Here is a 19,188-nt window from a genome sequence, read left to right as displayed (position 1 = left end):
ACCGAATCCAGGCGCTGGCAAACGCTTTCGGCGTATTTAGGTGCGAGACCTGCCGCGGATGAAGTGGAAGATCAGAACTACGACGGCAATAACCAAAAGCAAGTGAATGAGCCCCCCGCCGATGCCGCCGAGCAATCCGAGAAGCCAGAGAACGGCGATAATGATGGCTATCCAAAGCAACATGAGAGTCTCCCTTGTGTGTCTGCGGATGGACGTGCTGATTTTGCGTCTCGGCCGGTCTGCAAATTTTGGCGCACGGCGGGAATGACGTGACGGTCAGAGCCGCGTTGAGTGACGGTACCGGCACGTCTCCTCGTCGTATCTACCGCTTTGATCAACCCTGATGCGCATCCATTTCCCAGGATCCAGTTCGTGATTCCGGCCAGAGGCCCACGCAAGTATCGCGTGGTGCGCTTCACCCTATGTCAGGACCGGGTTCTTGGAAATGGAAAACAATAAGCGGTTGTCACGTATAGGGCTTGAGGCACCCTCACCGAGGGGTCGGTCCCTTGCTCGGCTCGCGAAGCGGCTTGAACACTGACGAAGAATCGATGGCAGACATCGCTGCCAAGATCGCCGTTCTGGTCGACGTGTGGGACCTGGTCGGGCCCCSGTCCGAAGGCGGACCGGGGCCCGACGCTGGTTAGAGGGCCGCCAGCAGATCCTTCATTTCCTGGATTTCAGCTTCCTGAGCGGTCACGATCCCCTTGCTCAGCTGGATGGCTTCGGGGTTCTTGCCTTGGCTGCTTTCAGTCTTGGCCATCATCACCGCCCCCTCGTGATGGGCAATCATCTGGGTCAGGAACAGCTTGGCCGCTTCGGTGCCCTGGGCGGCGTCGAGCTTCTTCAGGTCGTCATCGCCCATCATCCCGTCGCCCATGCCATGACCGCCGGCCATCTGGGTGGGTTCGTTCCAGGTCTTGAGCCATACCGTCATTTGCTCGATTTCGGGCGCCTGCGCGGCCTTGATCTTCGTGGCCAGCGCGGTGATCCGCGCATCCATTCCCTGCTTCTTGAGAATCATGTCGCTCATTTCCACGGCCTGGGTGTGGTGCGGGATCATCCCTTGGATGAACATGGTGTCGGTGGCGTTGTGGTCCGCGGTTGCGGGGGCTGAGCTTGACGACATGCCCATGCCGCCGCTGCCCATACCCGGCATGGCGCTGGTGGGTGTACTTCCGGAGTTGCCGGCGCAGCCGGCAAGGGCGAGGGCGGCGGCGATGGCCAGGGCAGAAATGGTCAGGGTCTTCTTCACGGTGATAAGTCCTTCAATCATCAAATTGGCGCTGTTGCGCGCCTGCGGATGACACGTCAGCGCTGCGGGAATACCGCGCGGTAACGTGTCGGGTAAGTGGGGGCGCCGGGCATGACACGGCGCGGTCCGGTCTTACGTCCGACTGATGGACAGATCGCCTGGTGAAGGACTCGCAGGCATATAAGAGTATTTTCGGGCGGCGTCGTTTCCGCACAGGTCCGGGGTGTGGATGGACGTGGGTGCCGCGCCCGGTGGGGGCGCGGCCAGGGAGGTCCCGGCCGCCGAGGGCACACAGGCCGAGTGCATTGATGCAGGGTCGGTGCAGCTCGATTCGCACGCGCACGTCGCCGACGGCTCGTCCGTTCGGCTGTTGCCCGTCAGGCCGGGACCCGGCGGGGTCGCACGGGGCGGCGCAATGGAGTCATTGGCGGTTGTAACGGCGCTCAGGTCATGGGCGCCAGGATGTGATGCGAGGCTCTGTGCCGTTTGGGAGGACGTCCCCGCAGATTCCGTGGAGGAAGTCACCCCAGTCATGGCATGGGCGCCATGTATTCCCGTCATGATGTGCATCCCGAGGAATCCGGCCACGACGGCAAGAACGCCCATCACTAGGAATCCGCGGCGGAGGGCAGCTGTGGCATGGTTCATGAAAGCTGCGGCCACGCTGTTTTCCCTCCGGATAGTAGTGTCGGACGTCGGACAGGCTAAGGCTACAGGCTGGGCGTTGGCCGGGCCGTCGTCGGGACACGTGCTGCCGGTGCCTAGCGGACTTCGATGACTCCCATCATTCCCTGTCCTCGCGGTCCGGGATGTGGCAGCGTGATGGAACCTGTCATCGCCCACCGCAAGGATCACGGCCTCAGTGCTCGCCGAGGATCTCCACAAGGGCGTAGGAGAGGCCGAATCCGACGGCGATCGCGATGCCGGTGGCGGCGCCGGCGTCCCGGAGCCCCTCCGGCACCATGCGGGTCGTTACGTTCGTCAGGACGCCGCCGCCGGCGAAGGCGAGCGAGAAGGCTACCACCTCGGGCCGGGCGGCCTGAAGCAGCACTGTGAAGATGGCCACCGACGCTGCGCACAAGAGCGTCATGGCCAGCCAGGCGGACATAACGTGGCGGGTGGTCATGCCTGACTTGCGCAGCGGTTCGGTGTCGGCCATGGCCTCGGGCACGCCGCAGAGGAAGACAGCGGCAAGCACCGCGGCACTGATGCCGTAGCCGCCGAGTAGCGCCCCGGTGATAACAACCGCTTCGGCGACCACGGACAGCCCGATCACTAGGAACCTGGGCTCGTGGACGGGAGGTTCGGACAGCCGCCGGCCTCGCACGGCACCCGTCACCACCCACGCCGTCGCCACGGCCCCGCCGATCAGTCCCACCCCGACATAACCGCTCCCGCCGGCCAGCCGCCCCGCCTCCGCCACGAGCTTGTAAGCGACGGCCGAGAGCAGGGCGCCGGCACCGAGCCCGGTCAGGATGCCGAGCAGGATGCTGTTGCCAACGCGCCACCGCAGGGCGAGCAGTCCACCCAGGAAGTACGAGGACCCGGCAAGCAGACCCCAGCCAAATGCTTGCAGCATCGGCGCCCCTTTCGGCTTAGGCACTAAAGCCCCGTGCCTAGGCATCATCCCGAACGGCCACGGGAATGGCAAGGGCCGCGCGCGAGGCGCAGCGGTCTGGAAACTGCGCTCCGGTCCCGGAGGAAGGGGCCGAGCATCAGGGCGACAGCAGCCCCTTGCAGAGAACCGGGCCCATACGGAGACCATCTTCCAGCCCATGATCGAACTGCTGGGGTAACTAGATGACGAACACGGGAACGCAGGAGGTTGAAGGGGTGACTTTGCATCGGTCGAAGAGCCCACATCTTCGGTGGCGACGAGAGCGTTCTCCGCATCACTTGGAAAGGCGATGACTTGAAACAGTCGAAGGACTACAACATCGAGTGAAAGCCCTGTCTCCCACACCAAAACAGCTTCGCTGCTCTAGTGCTGCCGCTTTTCTCCCGTCCGCAGAGGGATCCTGCAGCGAGCGGTCAGGCCGGGTCAGCTGCAAGGACGTCTTTGCGGATTGCCCAACGGCCGATGGCTGCCGCTGCGCCAACGGTTGCCCATGGGATCAGCAACCAGGGCTGCCAGCCGAGACCCAGGACGCTTCCCAGCAGCCAGAATACGAGGGTGGGCACCGCGAAAAAGGCTCCGATGTGGATCCATTGATAACGGACCGGGCGCAAAAGGTAAGCCAACACCCAGGCCAGTGGCGCCGCAAACACCAGGGAAACTCCGAAGCCATAAAAAACCACCATGCCCAATAAGCCCCACACGTGGCCAGCGTCGGTGCCGTCGCGCGAGGCGGGCACACCATAGCCTGCCGCCACCAGAAGAAGTAGCACGCCCACCCACAGCGAGGTGGCGATGAGCCAACCCTTGATCAACGCGTACGCATCCAGGACCACTCTGTGGGACCGGACTGCCCGCGGCTGCGCCGCATGCCCCAATGCCATGGGCTTAGCCTACCGATCCGCAAGGGGGCGAGTGACGAGGGGCAGGGGGCTCGCCCGGAGGGGGTGCCCGCGGGGACTCAGGTGCTGTTTACAACGGAAAAGGTCGGCAAGGCATAGTGCTCAAGGGCGACGCCGTGGTGGAGGACAAGGAGATTGAGGCTAAGTGGGCGAAGGTCTTCGCGAAAAACCCGCACGGGGGTGGATCATGCAGCACCCGATCCATACGGACGCGTGATCGCCTCGAGGAAATGTCCGTCAGGATCCGCGAAGTAGACGCCGCGTCCGCCGTCGTTGTGGTTGATCTGGTGCGGGCGGGACCGTCCAGGGTCTGCCCAGTAGGGGATGCCCTGGGCCTGGATCCTTGCGAAGATTCCGTCGAAGTCCTCCTCGCTGACCAGGAAGGCGTAGTGCTGCGGGGAGATGGGCCGGTCCGTCGTAGCGAAATCGAGGGCTACTCCATGGTCAAGCGGTACGGTCATGAAAGACCACATAGGTTGGGGTTCCGGCAGCCCGAGTACGTTGGCCAGGAACGTCGCCGAACGGCGCTTGTCTGTTGCGTAGATGATGGTGTGGTTGAAAGTGACCGTCATGGTGGCCTCCTTGGGTGTGGTTGTCAGACACCATCTGACGTCCAGCCCCCGGAAGAATTCAAGAGAGCGGGGGAAGTGCAGTGTCGGAGGCGGGCAGGGTTGCCGCCAAGTGATTGGCAGGGCCGTGCCACTTCAGCCAGGACCCTACGCCCATGCCCTGGCAACCAGGTCTCCTGCAGGACCGAGGATGAAGTCCACATTGAGAGATGAGCTGGGCCCCTCACCCATAGAGATCTTCTCGTCGAAAGACCCAAAGGTGGCCGGCAAGAAGTACCCCACGTTGTCCCAGTAATACTGGAAGACATACGTGAGGGGATCTTCGATCGTATCCAGGTCCTCCCCAAGGCGGTACACAACAATGGCCCTCTGGCGGACCTCTTTTGAATTCGAGCACCAGGGCAGTATCAGCCCTCCCGCATTGGCCATATTTCCAGGCGGAACCTTGTCCGTGTCCCTCGGAATGATCCCCGAGGGATCGCCCGGGCCAAAGAGGGGATTCCACTCAAGGTCCTCGTAGAACAGGTTCATGCCAGCATCGGCTGGCTGTCCCGGCCGGCGGGTTCGGTTGGTGAGCCTTTCCAGGCCTGAATTCCACAGGAGTGGTCCTCTGCGGTCCTGGGCGCCGTACGAAACTTTCTTCCGCGACGCGGAAATGGATGCCCGCGCAGCGTCTTTGGCGGCCCTAACCGCCGTTACCGTCTTTGGGCCCGGGGGCGGATGCTCGAGATCCATCCTTACTTCTCCTGTCCAAGAGGTCACCGAAGCGCCCCCGAGGTTGACCGCAGGCGGCTCCGCCTGGGAAGAGCACAAGGGATGCATTGTGGTCCGTTGTGCACCCGGTTGTCGCGGCACGAGGGCTGGGCCCGGACGGCTATCGGCCATCAGAGGCATGGCTCTCGTGTGAACATTGCTCCGGTGCTTGCCATGCGTCAAGGGACTATGGGCACTGACAACCCTGATAGTTTCGCGTCCCCGGGCAGCGGCAAGGGCGGCGCCACGCACTGTCCAAGGATGAACTCAGCATTGCCGGATGAAATGATCGGACAGTGATCGACTTCGGACTTGTGCAATTGGCAGGGGGTACCGTCTCGCTGCACGACGCCCGACGTCAGCGCAGGTGGAGTGTGGATCTCGTGCCATTTGAAATCGGGTGCGTCCCCGTGACTGAAGAACTCCACGCGCGCGTGTCAGGGCTGGCGCCGTCCATATCCCGCCGGCCTGCAACAGACCTGACCTGGTGGGATGTGATTCGTTTCTGCAACGAGGCTTCTGCACTCGCGGGTCTGCCTGCTGCGTACACGCTGGACAATGGCGAGGCGGAGTGGCACCCGGAGCGTCCGGGCTACCGGCTCCCGACCGAAGCGGAATGGGAGCATGCGTGCCGGGCGGGGACGTCGGGGCCGCGCTACGGCGATCTTGGCGAAGTCGCATGGACCGCGGCCGACGGCGTGTTGAGTCCGCAAATCGTGGGCATGAAACGACCCAATACCTTCGGCTTGTTCGACACGCTCGGCAACACCTGGGAGTGGTGCTGGGACTTCCTCGATCCCGCTCGGTATGGAGAGTATCGCGTGTTCCGGGGTGGGGGCTTTGCTGATGAGGCGTGGAGCGTACGAGCCTCGGTCCGGCGCGGCGGTGCCCCCGATATGCATCACGAGGATGTGGGGTTCCGGATCGCTCGGGGAGCCGTAACTGGCGGCGACACGGTGCAGGGGTGGTCCGCTCGCACCGATCGTGAGCGCGCCCAAACGCCGGGCCCACGCCCCGCCGGTTGGACCCCGCGGCAAGACATGTAAGGCCGAGGTTGTGTGCGGGCCTAGCGGGTCACGTTACTGCCCGGCAGCTCGGGTTGGCTGGCGCGGACGTTGAACACCTCGAGAGACCGGATTTCTTGAAGACCTTTCCCCGGATTCATGACCAATGAGAAGCAGCCACGATGGCGGCCGGGGCCGGGATTACATGCAGGCACAAGTGCGGCAGGATGTGGGTTATGCCAATTGATGTCGAAGCGGTGCGCCAGCAGACCCGTGGTGCCCTGAGCGTGTCCCATCTGAACAATGCGGGAAGTTCGCTGGTCCCCAGTCCCGTATTGGAAACCGTGGTGGCTCATCTGCGCCGTGAGGAAGAGATCGGCGGCTATGAGGCGGCGGAGGAGGCTGATGATCGGCTGAAGGGCGTGTACTCCTCGGTGGCCCGGCTGATCGGGGCCGGGCCCAACGAGATAGCCCTGGCCGAAAACGGCAGCCGTGCCTGGGCGGCGGCGGTGTACAGCTTCCCTTTCGTCTCCGGAACCCGCGTGCTGATCGGACACACCGAATATGCCGGCAACGTCATTGCGCTGCGGCACCTTGCGCGTCGTCATGATCTGCAGGTTGTGGTGCTCGACGACGATTCCCACGGGCAGGTTGACGTGGAGCACCTGCAGCGGGAGCTTGAGCGCGGAGACGTGGCCATGGTGGCCCTGACCCATGTGCCCATGGCCAACGGACTGGTAAATCCGGCGGCGGAGGTTGGCAAACGCTGCCGCGCTGCCGGGGTGATGTTTGTGCTCGACGCATGCCAGTCGGTGGGCCAGATGCCGTTGGACGTGCAGTCATTGGGCTGCGACGTTCTGGCGGGCACGGGGCGGAAGTTCCTGCGCGGACCACGCGGCACCGCTTTCCTCTATGTGCGCGCTGGAGTCATGGACCGGCTTGAGCCGGCCATGCTGGACGGGCATTCCGCCGTTCCGACCGGTGCCGGGGGCTTTGAAATTCGCGGCGATGCCCGGCGATTTGAGAGCTGGGAGGCCAGTGCCGCCGGACGGCTGGGCCTGGGCCGGGCAGCAGATTACGCCCTGGCCCTGGGGCTGGACGCTGTTCAGGAGCGTGTTGCCGCGCTCGCGGAGCGGCTGAGGGGCGACCTGGCGGCGGTTCCCGCGGTCACTGTCCATGACCGCGGGATCATCCGGTGCGGCATCGTCACGTTTTCGGTGAAGGGAAGCGACGCCCGGAACATCAGGAGCCGGCTGGCGGATGAACGGATCAATGTCTCCGTGGCGCCCCCATCTGTCCGGGCCGAGACACTTCCCGCAGGCAGGTGGCCGGGGGAGGACATGGTGGTGCGGGCCTCGGTGCACTACTACAACACCGAGAGCGAGCTACAGCGACTGGTCGACTTCCTTCGGTGAACGTCGCGGGGGTACCTGACGGTACCCGTTCACCGGCCAGCCTAGACGGCTTCGGCCAGGGTCATGGCGTAGCGGTTCTGCCGGTCGGTCCATTGCCCGACGGCGGCGAACCCCGCTGTTTCGACCTCTTCAACCACGCCCTCGGGGCGGAACTTGGCCGAAATCTCCGTTCGCAGTTCCTCACCCTCGTGGAAATGGACGTCCATGGCCACTCCGGGGAGTCGGACCAGCATTGGTCTGCTGGCGCGCAGCCGCATCTCGATCCACTCCTCCTGGGGCCTCCATACCGCCACGTGCTCAAAGGCCATCACGTCGAAGTCGGCACCCAGCTCGGCGTTGAGGACGCGCAGCACGTTCCGGTTAAACTCGGCGGTGACTCCTTCCGCGTCGGCGTACGCCGGAACCAGGATGTGTGGTGATTTCACCAGATCCGTGCCGAGCAGCAGCGAGCCGCCGTCGTCGCCGAGCAACTCGCGGACGTCCGCGAGGAAGCGGGCCCTGGCCTCAGGCTCAAGATTGCCGATGGTACCGCCGAGGAACGCGATCATGCGGCGTCCCGTCCGTGGCAGAAGGTGCAGCTGGGTCTCGAAATCCGCGGCCACAGCCTGCAGTTTGAGGTCGGGAAAGGCCGGAGCCAATTCGCTTTGGGCATCCAGCAGTGCGGTGTCGCTGACATCCACGGCAACGTAGCGGCGGAGGGATCCGGTCTTCCTGAGGGCGTTGAGCAGCAGCGGGGTCTTCCGGGAAGATCCGGACCCGAGCTCGATCAGCGTCTCTGCAGGGCTCGCAGCCGCCATCTCCGCTGAGTAGAGCTCCAGCACCTCACGTTCGGCCCGCGTCGGGTAGTACTCCGGCAGCTCGGTGATCCGCTCAAACAGTTCGCTGCCGAGCTTGTCATAGAACCACTTGGGCGGCAGCGTCTTTGGCGATGCTGTGAGTCCGGCGCGCACATCGGCGCGCAGGCTGCGCCCCAGGTGGTCCGGAGGCAGGTGGTGAATGATTTCGGAGCGTTCGGTGGAGAGGCTCATGGGGCCACCTGTTCCTTCGTGAGGTTGGAAATCGGACGTATGTCGACGTGATCTGCGGTTGCGGTCAGGAGGCAGTTGTCGGGCACTTCGTGCCAGCCGGGGCCGTCGTCGGATGGTTCGCTGGCCACCACGACGCTCCCGGGGCCGGTTCGCCAAAAAAGGGTATCCCCGGCAGCTGTGGCTGCGATGTGCGTGCCGTCGGTGAGCAGAAAGTTCAGCCGGGCACTGGTGGCGGCGGTGACACTGCGGACTACGTGCGTCAGCGCATCGCCGGCGCTGTCCCCGGCGGCGAGCTGTTCGAGGACGAGGGCCCAGAGCAGGGCGGAGTCGACTTGGGCTTCGAGTGCCAGCAAGCGCGACGTCGGAAGCGCCGCGGCCAGACCTTCCAACGCGTCCGGCCAGCCCTCGACGCGTCCGTTGTGGCTGAAAAGCCAGGGGCCGCTCGCGTACGGGGCAGCAGCTGACTCCTCCTGGGTCATCCCCGATGTCGCGGATCGGACGGCCGCGAGAACGGCCCGGCTTGAGGTAACTCTGGCGACGTCGGCGAATGACCTGTCCGCCCAGATCGGTATGGCGCGGCGGTAACGGGCAGGCAGGGGATCGCCCGGGGCGTACCAGCCGACGCCGAAACCATCGGCGTTTACCGTCCCGTTACGCTGACGCCTGGGCGCCCACGACTGAGTTAGCAGCCCATGGCCGGGGGTGAGCAGCAGCTCCGCGAGCGGCATCGGGGATCCGATGTACGCCAGATGGCGACACATGGGCTAATGCACCTCGGCTGGTGCGGCGTCGCGCGCTGTGCGGAACCCGGCAAAAATCTGCCGGCGGATCGGGTAGTCCCAGTTCCGGAATGTCCCCCGGCACGCGGCCGGGTCAGCCGCCCAGGACCCGCCGCGCAGCACCTTGTAATCAGATCCGAAAAACACTTCGCTGTACTCCCGATACGGGAAGGCGTTGAAACCGGGGTACGGGCGGAAGTCACTGGAGACCCATTCCCAGACATCACCGATGAGCTGGCGCACTCCCAGCGGTGATGTTCCTCCCGGGTAGGAGCCGGCGGGCGACGGCCGGAGCGCTGACCCGCCAAGGTTCGCGTGATGAGGTGAAGGATCTTCGTCGCCCCAGGGGTAGCGGCGCGAGCGTCCCGACCGGGGGTCGTACCGCGCAGCCTTTTCCCACTCTGCCTCCGTTGGAAGCCGGCGCCCGGCCCAGCGGGCGTAGGCGTCCGCTTCAAACCAGCACACGTGCTGCACCGGCTCGTCCTCGGGCACCGGTTCAACGACGCCGAACCTGGTCCTGAACCACTGGTGACCGTTGCGTTCCCAGTACTTGGGTGCTGCCAGCCCGGCTTCCCTGACGTGGTTCCACCCCTGGGCCGTCCACCAGCGCGGGTCGTTGTAGCCGCCGTCGTCGATGAAAGACCGGTAGGCGCCGTTGGTGACGGGAACGGTGTCGATCCAGTAGTCCGGTACATGAATCTCATGGGCTGGCCGTTCATTGTCCAGTGCCCACGGCTCCACTGAAGTCCCCATCATGAACGGCCCGGCAGGGACCAGCACCTCTTTGGCCAGGGAGGACCGGTCCGGAGGCAGGACGTCGGCCGGCAACGGCCGGGCCTGCAGGACCGGGGCGCCCACGCGGAGCTGGTGCGTGGCCAGCATCGTCTCGTCGTGCTGCTGCTCGTGCTGGATGATCATCCCGAATGCGAAGCCCCGATCCACCAGCGGCTGGCCTTCCAAGGGGATCCGGTCCAGGATGTCGAGTGTTTTGGTGCGCACTTGGGCAAGGTACTTTCGGGACTCCTCCGGCGAGAGGAGCGGCAGCGAGGGCCTGGCGCTGCGGGGATGCTCGAAAGCGTCGTACATCTGGTCGATGTCGCACCGCACCGGCTCCATATTGCCGACGTCGCGCACCAGCCAGATTTCCTCCTGGCTGCCGACATGCGCCAGGTCCCAGACCAGCGGCGACATCAGCGGTGAGTGCTGCTTCAGCAGGTCTTCCTCGTCGCACTCCGTCAGCGCATGCGTCCGTTTCCGTGCCCTTTCCAGCCCGTCGGCGATGAGCGTCCTGAGAGTTTCCGGATCGATGTCGGACCCGGGAAGGTTATCTGGCATTTTCGGAACCCTTCTCATACTCTGGCGAACAAAAATAGCTGCCGGTTCTTTGCCACCGGTCCACTCGTTCGTCCGCAGGGCTCCGGCCCCGCGCCGTGTAGCGGTCAACGAAATCTTCTGCCCGGTATCTCGTGGCGGCGTCGGCTCCCAATCGGGGCAATGCCATCAGCGCGGCCTCGGCGCAGCCGAGGGCTGCGGAGGCGAGCGCAGGAGCCGCCAGCGCGTCACGGGCCGCCGTCCTGATCGGATCGGATAGGGAAACAAGCGGGGCGCAGGCCTCTTCAGCGAGGTCGGCTGCGCGTTCATCGTCCATGAGCGCAGTCACCATGGCCGTGACCGTCTCCCAATCGCTGCCTTCCTGTGCATCGATCACCCTGATCTCCAGGAACCCCCGTGGCCGGACAGGCGGGAACAGGGTTGTCAGGTGGTAAGTCAGGTCATCCAGCGTGACGGGCCTCGGGCCGTCCCCGCGAAGCCAGTTTCGCATCGTCAGCCCGGGCGGAGCTTTCCAGGAAGCCGTCTCCGAGGGAATGCAGAGCACGAGTGCATCGAGTGCGTAGCGTGCCCAGGCGAGGCGGGGGTCCGCGGCGCTAGGGACCGCGGCGGTCCGGGTCGGATCCGTGGCCAGCCACATACGCTGACGGTTGCTGTGCCAGCCGCTGGGGACGCCGTGAAGGAACGGGGAGTTGGCAAACATGGCAACGAGGACCGGCAGCAGATTGTGCAGGCGGGACCATCGTTGATTGGCGCCGGCGGTGCCTGGGCTGTCGAATCCGGCGTCCAGGGAAATTTGCAGGGAAGCCGTGGAACACATCATCGTGCGCCCGGCAGGGCCGCTGCGGTCAAAATGATGCTCCATCGCGGCGTAGCGAGGATGATCCAGTGACCGCAAGGGCGGCCGGTTGGGGTCCAGCGCCAATGAGCCGAAGCAAAGGCCGCCGTCCGCAAGCAGGGCCTCAACGGCGGCAAGGTCTGCGCGTGTCGCCGCGACTAGCGCCGCAAGATCAGCCGCGCAGGCGGAGCTGATTTCCAGCTGACCTCCCGGCTCAAAGGTGATCACGCCTCCGCCAGGCAACGGTTCCGCCGACGCCGCCACGGCCTCGCTGACCCGTGCAACGGGCACCGGGAGCCTGTGGTTCGCGACATCGTGGACCAGTCGCTCGACCTCCACTCCGGCAGGACCCGGCGGCCCTGTCTTGAAGCACACCGACGCCACATACACCTCGGCATCGGACTCGGTGAGCGGGCGGATGACACGCCCGGGCAGCCATGCAGAGCTCACGCCACACCATTCCTTCCGCGGCGGTTGTCTTCAGGCAGCAAGCTAAACAGCCCCCTTTCTGCCTTGTCAACGATTCAGCCACTTGCAAGCGCTTCCACAGGGGCGACAGGACGGTCTTCCCGACGGGCCGCCGCCAGTGTCCTCGCCGCCGCCCTCGGTCTGGCCGTCCTGATGCCGGTGCTGCCAATGGCGCTCGAGATGCGTGCCCTGCGCCGGATGACGCCGACCGCGTTCGGTACCCTGAGGGCCCTCGAGCCCGCCATCGGCGTGATCCTCGGGCTGTTCGTGCTGCATCAGCAGCCCTCGCTTACCCAATTCGGGGGCATCGTGCTTGTTGTCCTCGCCGGCGCTGCGGCGCAGCGCGGTGGCCGCCGGCAACCGCGCTCCCGCGAACACGACGGCGCCCGCATCGACTCCGATCTCATCGGCCAAGGGCAGAAGTAGTCGACCGTCCTCCCGCCAAATGAATCCAGCAGACTGGCTATGCCCGAATTCCCTGTTTGCCCCGACGGAACAGGCCACGGAGGACTCTGACTCCACTACCGTTCAGACCTCCGTGTTGGCTCCCGAGAGCGTCTTGTCGGCGCGTTGCCGGTCTACGCCGTTACAACAGCTGCTGGGCTCGGGCAGCCGGAACGGACTCGGACCCTACGCACCGGGTAACTGCTTGCCGGCCCGGTGAACCTGGCCGCCTCCGGCTACGTGTGATCAGCGGGGCCAGTAGATTCGGCCTGCGGATACTGAAGTCAGGAAATGATCATGAAAAAGGGCATCGGGCTTGTAGTCCTTGCGGGTGCGGTGGGGCTGGCCGCACTCACCGGGTGCGGGCCGTCGCCGGGCGGCGGGGCGTACCGGCCGGGCACGTCATCGTCCGGTTCTTCGTCGGCCGGTGCGGGGGCAGCCTCCGGCTCGGCGACGCCGACCCCCGGCCAGTCCGCCGTGCCGGTCCTCAAGACAGCCAGCACTTCCCTGGGCAGCGTCGTGGTTGATGACAAGGGAATGACCGTCTACGTGTTCGACAAGGACACGGCGAATTCGGGCAAGAGTGCCTGCAATGCCGACTGCTCGGGGATGTGGCCCGCGGTCAGGGCCACGTCCTCGACGCCACCGGTGACAGGCGTCACGGGCATAGTTGGAACCATCAGTCGGGACGACGGAACGATGCAGGTGACCGTCGACGGCCTGCCGGTGTACACCTACGCGAACGACGCTGCAGCCGGAGATGTGAAGGGCCAGGGAGTCGGTGGAACCTGGTGGGCTGTTGCGCCGGACGGTGGCAAGGTAGCAAGTTCAATCTCAGGGTACTGAGCCGCCGACCTGGCATAGGGTCACTGATCGTAAGCGGCCGGTGTTGTTGGGCTGGAGTTAACGGGCGGGGTCGGCCCGGCTAGCCGCCGATGTACGACATCTCGATCTTGTGAGCGGCGGATAGGGTCTCGGGGGTATTCGCTTGGGGGGTGTGGGCCCGGCGCAGTTCCGAGTAGCGGTCCGTGCGACCGCCCCAGAGGGCTGACAATGCAGCGGAAAGCTCGACGTCGGACGCGCCGCCCCTCAGCAGTGCCCTCAGATCCGTGCCGGCTGTGGCAAACAAACAGGTGAACAGCTTTCCGTCGGCGGAGAGCCGGGCCCGCGTGCAGCCTCGGCAAAAGGCCTGCGTCACGCTGGAAATGACTCCGATTTCGCCACTGCCATCGGCGTAGCGCCAGCGGTCCGACGTCTCGCCGGGGTAGTTGGGCGCCACTGCCTCCAACGGGAACACTGCGTTGATGCGGGCCAGGACCTCGGCGGAGGGCACCACCTCGTCCATTTTCCAGCCGTTGGACGCACCCACGTCCATGTACTCAATGAACCGCAGGATAACCCCGGATCCCTTGAAATGCCTCGCCATATCAAGAATGTCCTGGTCATTCGTCCCACGCTTGACCACCATGTTGATTTTCACCGGCCCCAGACCGGTGGCCTGGGCGACCTCTGCCGCGTGCAGGACTTTGGCCACGGGATAACCGACGTCGTTCATTGCTTGGAAGGTCTCCTCCCGGAGGGAGTCAAGGGACACCGTCACACGGTTCAGCCCGGCATCTTTGAGGACCTGTGCCTTCTGCGCCAGAACCGAGCCGTTCGTTGTCATGGCCAGATCCGGCGCCAGCCCGTCAGGGGTGCGCAAACCCGCCAGCATCCGGACCAATACCTCAATGTCCTTCCGCAGCAGGGGTTCCCCGCCGGTCAACCGGATCTTCCGTACCCCATGCGCGACGGCGATGGACGCCAGCCGGGTGATTTCCTCAAACGAAAGCAACTGGTCCCGGGGCATGAAAACGAAATCCCTGCCGAAAATCTCCTTGGGCATGCAGTAAACGCAACGGAAATTGCACCGGTCCGTGACGGAAATCCGCAGGTCCCGCAGAGGCCGGCGAAACGTGTCGGTGATGGGAATGGCGTCCATGCATCGCCCTCTCCAAGCGGTAGTAGTGCCAACCGCCTGTAACCTTCAGCGTATGCCCCGCTCCAGGCGCTCACAATGGGTCGGGTTGAATGCCACGGAACGGTTTCGATGACATGGTGTCCAAAACCGCAGTAGCCCTCCAACACCCCGACGTGAGATCTAGCCAGTATCTGGGGACAGTTGTGGGAGGAGGCAGGGTGACGTCGTGGTCGCCCTGCCTCCCTCGCATGCTGCGCAGTTCCCGCGCCCGTCTTTCGGGCTACCTGTTGCGATGGAGTGCGGGAACGGCAGCGCGCGTGCCGGACGTTGAGTCCGGCGGCATGTTGCGTGTCCTCGGATCTTGCCCATCGTGGATGTGCGGTGACCGTGGACGCTTTGGTGGGTTTTGCCGGGACGGGCAACGGCTCGTCAGGTTGCTGACGGGCCGTTGCCCGAGGCGCGGGATCCGGCTACATGATGCCGGTGGGTACGAGCAGGGCCCAGGCCAGTGCCGGAGCTACGAGGACCACTCCGCCGGCGTAGAACATCAGCTGCTTGTAGACGCGTTGGCGGTCGTTTTCGCGGGCGTTGGCGACAACGAGTGCGCCGTCGGTGGAGAAGGGCGAAACATCCACGACGGTGGCGGCAATGGCGAGTGCCGCGACCGTTCCGGAGGCGCTCAGCGAACTGGATGCCAGCAGGGGACCAGCAAGGGGGATGAATGCGGTCAGTAATGCCGTGGAGGAGGCGAAGGCCGAGCCCACACCGATTACGTAGCACAGGACCAGGGCGATCAGCATGGGTGCGCCCAGGGCGAGGGCTCGCTCTGCAAGGGTATCGATGACACCGACGTGCTGGAGCAGGGAAACGTAGGTGATCATGCCGGCCACCAGCAGGACGGTGGACCAGGAGATACCGCCGATGAAGGTCCGGTGTTCTTTGATGTTGATCAGCGCCAGGAGAAGGCCGGCGGAGAGCGCTACAAAGCCGATCGGCATGTGGAAGCCCAGTGTGCAGACAAGCATCGCAAGGATCAACAGGAGGGTGAGGATTTGCTGGCCGTGGGGACGGCTGGTGCGGGCCCCGTCAACGTCGAGGTACTGGGCGCCTTCGCCGTCCCGCAGCTTGCCCAGGAGGGCGAACAGTACGACGGTCAGTGCCGTCAGGATGAGGTTCAGGGCGAAGCTGGCGGCAAAGAGTGCGCCCTGGGAGATGGGAAAGCCATTCTTCAGTGCGATGTCGTGTACCAGAACGCCGGCAACCGACAGCGGGGAGAACCCTCCGGCGTGGGCTCCGTTGATGATGAACGCACCCATGAGTACGGGATGGATGCGCGATTCGTAGGCGAAGCCGATGGCAGCGGGTGCGAGAAGTGCGACGGCGGCGGGGGAGAAGGTGCCCAACGAAGTCAATGCGGCAGCCAAGAGGAAGAATACCCAGGGGAGCAGCAGTGTCTTACCCCTGACGAGGCGCACACAAGTCTGCACGATGATGTCTATGGTCCCGTTCTTCTGAGCCATGCTGAAGAAGTAGGTGACCCCGATGATCGTCAAAACGATACTGGCGGGGAATTCCGCGAGTATCTCCTTGTCGCTCATTCCGAGCATGAAATAGCCGACGCCGAACGATGCCACCAGGCCCATCACCCCGATGTTCAGCGGCCATTTCGTGGCGACGACGAACATCACGACAAGTATGACCAGGGGGATGATCTGTGTAGCGGTCATGGGCGGCTCCGATCCCGAGGTGGCCGCCGGGTTGAAAATGGTACCCCCGAACACGAGGGCGACCAGACCCAGGATCGCGATCGCGGCTACCGATATCAGAAGGATACGGCGCCGACGATTGGGACCCTTGGAACGGTTTTCCCGGATTTCGCTCTCTGCCTTGGGAGCGGGTTGGTAAATAGTCTTATTCATGATCTTGGCTCCTCATTGAGTTGCTGATGCTAGTGAATCTTCGACAGCGCTGCCGAGAGCTTCCGGGAGGTGGATGATGGTGGTGGCGATAGTGCGGGCCGTTCGGTCGACGCCGACCAGCAAGGACCCGTCGCGCTCCTCGCTCCAGGTTTCGATCACTCCCGCGGGAGTCCGTAGTCTCAGGGTGGGCCGCGGAGTGTCGACGGTGATGCTGTTGAGTACGGTGCCCGGGGTCCGTGCGGCGAGGGTCAGCGCGATGCTGCCGGTGATAGCCAATGCAGGGTGGGGCTTTCCCATCGAGAGCATCAAGACGTTGACGTCGCAGTCCGGGTCCGACTGGGTGGGCGAGGCGACAATGGCCAGCTTGGGGATGGCGCGGGCAGCTTCTGCGGCCGATAACGCCAGACCCATTCGAACGGCCGCCTGCCGGCGGATGTGTTCCAACGTTTCCAGTTGCAGTTCCACTCCGGCGACCCAGCTGTCGTATCGGGCTGTGTCCAGGCCCAGCTCCTCGGCACGGACAATTACTACTGGTGCTCCGGCGTCGACCATCGATACAGTCCAGCGTGTTCCGCCGGCCATTATCGTGTCAGTCGCTTCGCCGGTGGGCAGCAAGTTTCCAGTGGTTTTGCCTGCTGGGTCCTGGAAGCCGAGACCGACCCGGTAGCCGGGGAACGCAACCCCGGGCATCTGAGCATCCGGAACGATGGGCAGGGCGCCGGCGGGAGTGGCGACCCGCTGGATGATGATCTGCCCGGTGTTGGTGTTGCGGGTGACGATGCGGGTGATATCCCCGCTGGGGATCACCCAGCCCTTTTCGATGGCGTAGAGGCCGACAACTGCGGAGCAGTTGCCGCAGTTGCTGCCCCAGTCCACTGCTGCCTCTTCGATGCCGACCTGAGCGAAGGTGAATTCGACGTCGACGTCCTCGTTGGCGGGTCGGCGAAGGATCATGGCCTTGCTCGTTGTCGAGGTTGCTCCGCCGACACCGTCAATTTGCCGGGGGTCCGGACTTCCGAAGAGCCGGGGAAGCAGCTCATCCAGGCTCGTACTGGTTTCGTCCAGGTGCTCGGTTTCGAAGACCCAGCACTTGCTGGTGCCTCCGCGCATCCATTCAGCTTCCAACTTCATCGTGATCCCTACATCTCTTAGTGCCGCTCATACGTTCAGGCGCCTGAAAACAGAATGAGCTAGATCACAAATGAAGACAATGTTCAATTATTGTGGGGGGATTTAGTGATACTTAAGTCACTGGTATTGCAAGTCCGTTACCCCCTTCCTTGGCCTCCTGTTGGGGAGATTTCGTTCCCTCGATCACGCTGGATTGCCCGGGATTGCATAGAATGAACCAAACAGACAGAAGGGTTAACCATTGCTTAACGATGCGAGCCAGGATTTATTCGACATCCGCCGGTTGGCCCTGCTGGTGGAGGTTGTCGAGCAGGGATCGATCACTGCGGCGGCGGATTTGATGATGTACACCCCGTCAGCGGTGTCCCAGCAGTTGCGGAAGCTTGAACAAGAGGTCGGGCAGCCCTTGCTCAACCGCCGATCCCGTGGGGTTGCGCCCACAGAGGCGGGCCAGGTGTTGGCCGGGCACGCCCGCAAGATCATAGGACAGATGCGGGCAGCCCAGTCCGACCTGGACCAGATCGCCGGCCTCAGGCACGGTTCCTTGACCGTAGGCACGTTCCCCACCCTCGCCGGATCATTTTTGCCCCTTGTTATCCGCGCCTTCAAGAAGCGCTACCCGGCAATTGGACTCTCGGTGCGCAGCGCGCGTTTCGACGAACTTGTCTCGGACCTCGAGTCTGGAGTCACCGGACTGTGCCTGCTCTGGGACTATCCCTGGAATCGGTTCCACGACGATTCCATCCGGGTAACGGAAGTCTTCCAGGAGAGCACCGTGATCCTGGTGGCGCGCGGGCACCGACTCGCCGACCGGGATGAAGTGAGGATGGAGGAGCTACGCAAGGAGTCGTGGATAGTTCGCGCGGAGGCCCACCCGGTGGTCGAGGTCCTCCAACGCTCCGCCCACGACGCCGGGTTCGAGCCCACCATTGGCTTCCTGGCCAACGACTACCAGGAGGCCCAGGCCATGGTCAGCGTCGGCATGGGCGTGGCCATCGTGCCCAAAACCGCAGTAGCCCTCCAACACCCGGACGTAAGGGTCCTCAGTCTCGGTGCTGACGCGCCCATGCGGCGGGTTTTGCTGGCCCAGCGCCAGGACAAGGTCTACGCCCCGGCAGAGGTCGCTTTCCAATCCACCCTCTTGGAAATCGCCCGCGAACACATCGGGGACTACCTCTAGGCCGAGGACGGGAAGAAGATCCTGAACTGGGAGCCGCCGTTTGGACCGCGAGCCGGGCTCTGCTTCTTCTCCGCTTGGCCGCAGAACCCTCCCCGAGCGTGGTCAGTCCAGTCCCAGCCCGCCACTGGAGCTAATCGGTCCGCCTTGGTAGCGTCGACGCATGGCCATCAAACTTGAGAATGTCGGTATCGCCGTTCGTGACCTCGAAGCAGCAATCGCCTTTTTCACCGATCTCGGGCTCACCGTCGTCGGCCGTGACACGGTCAGCGGCGAGTGGACTGACACCGCCGTCGGGCTTGATGGCAACCACGCCAACATTGCGATGCTCCAGACCCCAGATGGTCATGGTCGACTTGAACTCTTCGAATACATCCACCCCAAAGCGATAGAGTCCAACCCGACCCGCCCCAACGACATCGGTATGCACCGCGTGGCCTTCTCGGTCGACGACATCGACAAAGCCCTTGAGATAGCCGCGAAGCACGGTTGCCGTCCGCTGCGCGGTGTGGCGACCTACGGCGACGTCTACAAACTCACCTACCTTCGCGGACCCAGCGGAATCCTCGTGATGCTGGCCGAGGAACTGAAGAAGGACTGAC

Annotated in this window: 19 protein-coding genes; 6 read left to right on the top strand and 13 right to left on the bottom strand. The window is 64.2% G+C overall.

Going from position 1 to position 19,188, the window contains the following annotated elements; all coding sequences use genetic code 11:
• Positions 1 to 36 precede the first annotated feature (36 nt).
• From AC1DDO_RS01435 to AC1DDO_RS01410, 6 genes are all read right to left on the bottom strand, one after another.
• A complete protein-coding gene (locus AC1DDO_RS01435; protein ID WP_476866441.1) occupies positions 37 to 183 on the bottom strand; it encodes a lmo0937 family membrane protein in 147 nt (48 codons plus the stop codon).
• A gap of 460 nt (positions 184 to 643) precedes the next feature.
• Positions 644 to 1,276, bottom strand: coding sequence for a DUF305 domain-containing protein (locus AC1DDO_RS01430; protein WP_476866440.1), 633 nt, complete (start codon positions 1,274 to 1,276; stop codon positions 644 to 646).
• Between the two features lie 838 nt (positions 1,277 to 2,114).
• On the bottom strand, positions 2,115 to 2,834 hold the full coding sequence (locus tag AC1DDO_RS01425; protein ID WP_476866439.1) for a ZIP family metal transporter: 720 nt from the start codon (positions 2,832 to 2,834) through the stop codon (positions 2,115 to 2,117).
• Between the two features lie 452 nt (positions 2,835 to 3,286).
• A complete protein-coding gene (locus AC1DDO_RS01420) occupies positions 3,287 to 3,754 on the bottom strand; it encodes a hypothetical protein (RefSeq protein ID WP_476866438.1) in 468 nt (155 codons plus the stop codon).
• A 203-nt stretch (positions 3,755 to 3,957) separates the two neighbouring features.
• A complete protein-coding gene (locus tag AC1DDO_RS01415) occupies positions 3,958 to 4,344 on the bottom strand; it encodes a VOC family protein (protein WP_476866437.1) in 387 nt (128 codons plus the stop codon).
• A 144-nt stretch (positions 4,345 to 4,488) separates the two neighbouring features.
• Positions 4,489 to 4,872, bottom strand: a complete 384-nt coding sequence (locus tag AC1DDO_RS01410) for a hypothetical protein (protein WP_476866436.1) — start codon at positions 4,870 to 4,872, stop codon at positions 4,489 to 4,491.
• Positions 4,873 to 5,390: 518 nt separating this feature from the next.
• On the opposite strand from AC1DDO_RS01410, the gene AC1DDO_RS01405 reads away from it, so the two are divergent.
• Both AC1DDO_RS01405 and AC1DDO_RS01400 read left to right on the top strand, forming a co-directional pair.
• Entirely contained in the window at positions 5,391 to 6,140 is a 750-nt protein-coding gene (locus tag AC1DDO_RS01405; RefSeq protein WP_476866435.1) for a formylglycine-generating enzyme family protein, read from the top strand.
• Between the two features lie 194 nt (positions 6,141 to 6,334).
• Positions 6,335 to 7,513 carry an aminotransferase class V-fold PLP-dependent enzyme gene (locus AC1DDO_RS01400; protein ID WP_476866434.1) on the top strand — a complete coding sequence of 393 codons (1,179 nt, stop codon included), beginning with the start codon at positions 6,335 to 6,337 and terminating at the stop codon, positions 7,511 to 7,513.
• Between the two features lie 41 nt (positions 7,514 to 7,554).
• Here AC1DDO_RS01400 and egtD read toward each other — a convergent pair whose 3' ends face one another.
• Genes egtD through egtA form a run of 4 tightly spaced genes read right to left on the bottom strand, consistent with a single transcriptional unit; the run spans position 7,555 to position 11,937 of the window.
• Entirely contained in the window at positions 7,555 to 8,541 is a 987-nt protein-coding gene (gene egtD, locus AC1DDO_RS01395) for an L-histidine N(alpha)-methyltransferase (RefSeq protein ID WP_476866433.1), read from the bottom strand.
• A complete protein-coding gene (gene egtC / locus AC1DDO_RS01390) occupies positions 8,538 to 9,302 on the bottom strand; it encodes an ergothioneine biosynthesis protein EgtC (RefSeq protein WP_476866432.1) in 765 nt (254 codons plus the stop codon). The genes egtD and egtC overlap by 4 nt, the downstream gene beginning before the upstream one ends.
• A gap of 3 nt (positions 9,303 to 9,305) precedes the next feature.
• Positions 9,306 to 10,655, bottom strand: a complete 1,350-nt coding sequence (gene egtB / locus AC1DDO_RS01385; protein ID WP_476866431.1) for an ergothioneine biosynthesis protein EgtB — start codon at positions 10,653 to 10,655, stop codon at positions 9,306 to 9,308.
• Positions 10,645 to 11,937, bottom strand: coding sequence for an ergothioneine biosynthesis glutamate--cysteine ligase EgtA (gene egtA / locus AC1DDO_RS01380; RefSeq protein ID WP_476866430.1), 1,293 nt, complete (start codon positions 11,935 to 11,937; stop codon positions 10,645 to 10,647). The genes egtB and egtA overlap by 11 nt, the downstream gene beginning before the upstream one ends.
• 63 nt (positions 11,938 to 12,000) lie before the next feature.
• Here egtA and AC1DDO_RS01375 point away from each other — a divergent pair, with 63 nt between their 5' ends.
• Both AC1DDO_RS01375 and AC1DDO_RS01370 read left to right on the top strand, forming a co-directional pair.
• A complete protein-coding gene (locus AC1DDO_RS01375) occupies positions 12,001 to 12,381 on the top strand; it encodes an EamA family transporter (protein ID WP_476866429.1) in 381 nt (126 codons plus the stop codon).
• Between the two features lie 315 nt (positions 12,382 to 12,696).
• The gene (locus AC1DDO_RS01370; RefSeq protein WP_476866428.1) at positions 12,697 to 13,245 is read left to right on the top strand and encodes a COG4315 family predicted lipoprotein; all 549 of its coding nucleotides are present in this window, start codon (positions 12,697 to 12,699) and stop codon (positions 13,243 to 13,245) included.
• A gap of 79 nt (positions 13,246 to 13,324) precedes the next feature.
• Here AC1DDO_RS01370 and moaA read toward each other — a convergent pair whose 3' ends face one another.
• The 3 genes from moaA to AC1DDO_RS01355 form a co-directional block, all read right to left on the bottom strand.
• Positions 13,325 to 14,380 (bottom strand): GTP 3',8-cyclase MoaA, encoded by a 1,056-nt coding sequence (gene moaA, locus AC1DDO_RS01365; RefSeq protein WP_476866427.1) that lies wholly within the window; start codon positions 14,378 to 14,380, stop codon positions 13,325 to 13,327.
• Positions 14,381 to 14,829: 449 nt separating this feature from the next.
• Positions 14,830 to 16,278 (bottom strand): SLC13 family permease, encoded by a 1,449-nt coding sequence (locus AC1DDO_RS01360; RefSeq protein WP_476866426.1) that lies wholly within the window; start codon positions 16,276 to 16,278, stop codon positions 14,830 to 14,832.
• Positions 16,279 to 16,290: 12 nt separating this feature from the next.
• The gene (locus tag AC1DDO_RS01355) at positions 16,291 to 17,409 is read right to left on the bottom strand and encodes a PrpF domain-containing protein (protein WP_476866425.1); all 1,119 of its coding nucleotides are present in this window, start codon (positions 17,407 to 17,409) and stop codon (positions 16,291 to 16,293) included.
• A 241-nt stretch (positions 17,410 to 17,650) separates the two neighbouring features.
• Between AC1DDO_RS01355 and AC1DDO_RS01350 the strand changes: the two genes are divergently transcribed.
• Both AC1DDO_RS01350 and AC1DDO_RS01345 read left to right on the top strand, forming a co-directional pair.
• Positions 17,651 to 18,589, top strand: coding sequence for a LysR substrate-binding domain-containing protein (locus AC1DDO_RS01350; protein WP_476866424.1), 939 nt, complete (start codon positions 17,651 to 17,653; stop codon positions 18,587 to 18,589).
• Positions 18,590 to 18,749: 160 nt separating this feature from the next.
• Positions 18,750 to 19,187, top strand: coding sequence for a VOC family protein (locus tag AC1DDO_RS01345; protein ID WP_441410974.1), 438 nt, complete (start codon positions 18,750 to 18,752; stop codon positions 19,185 to 19,187).
• The last annotated feature ends 1 nt before the right edge of the window (position 19,188 follow it).

The organism is Arthrobacter sp. 10N43, from assembly GCF_056394525.1.
This window is presented reverse-complemented; position numbering and strand designations above follow the sequence as displayed.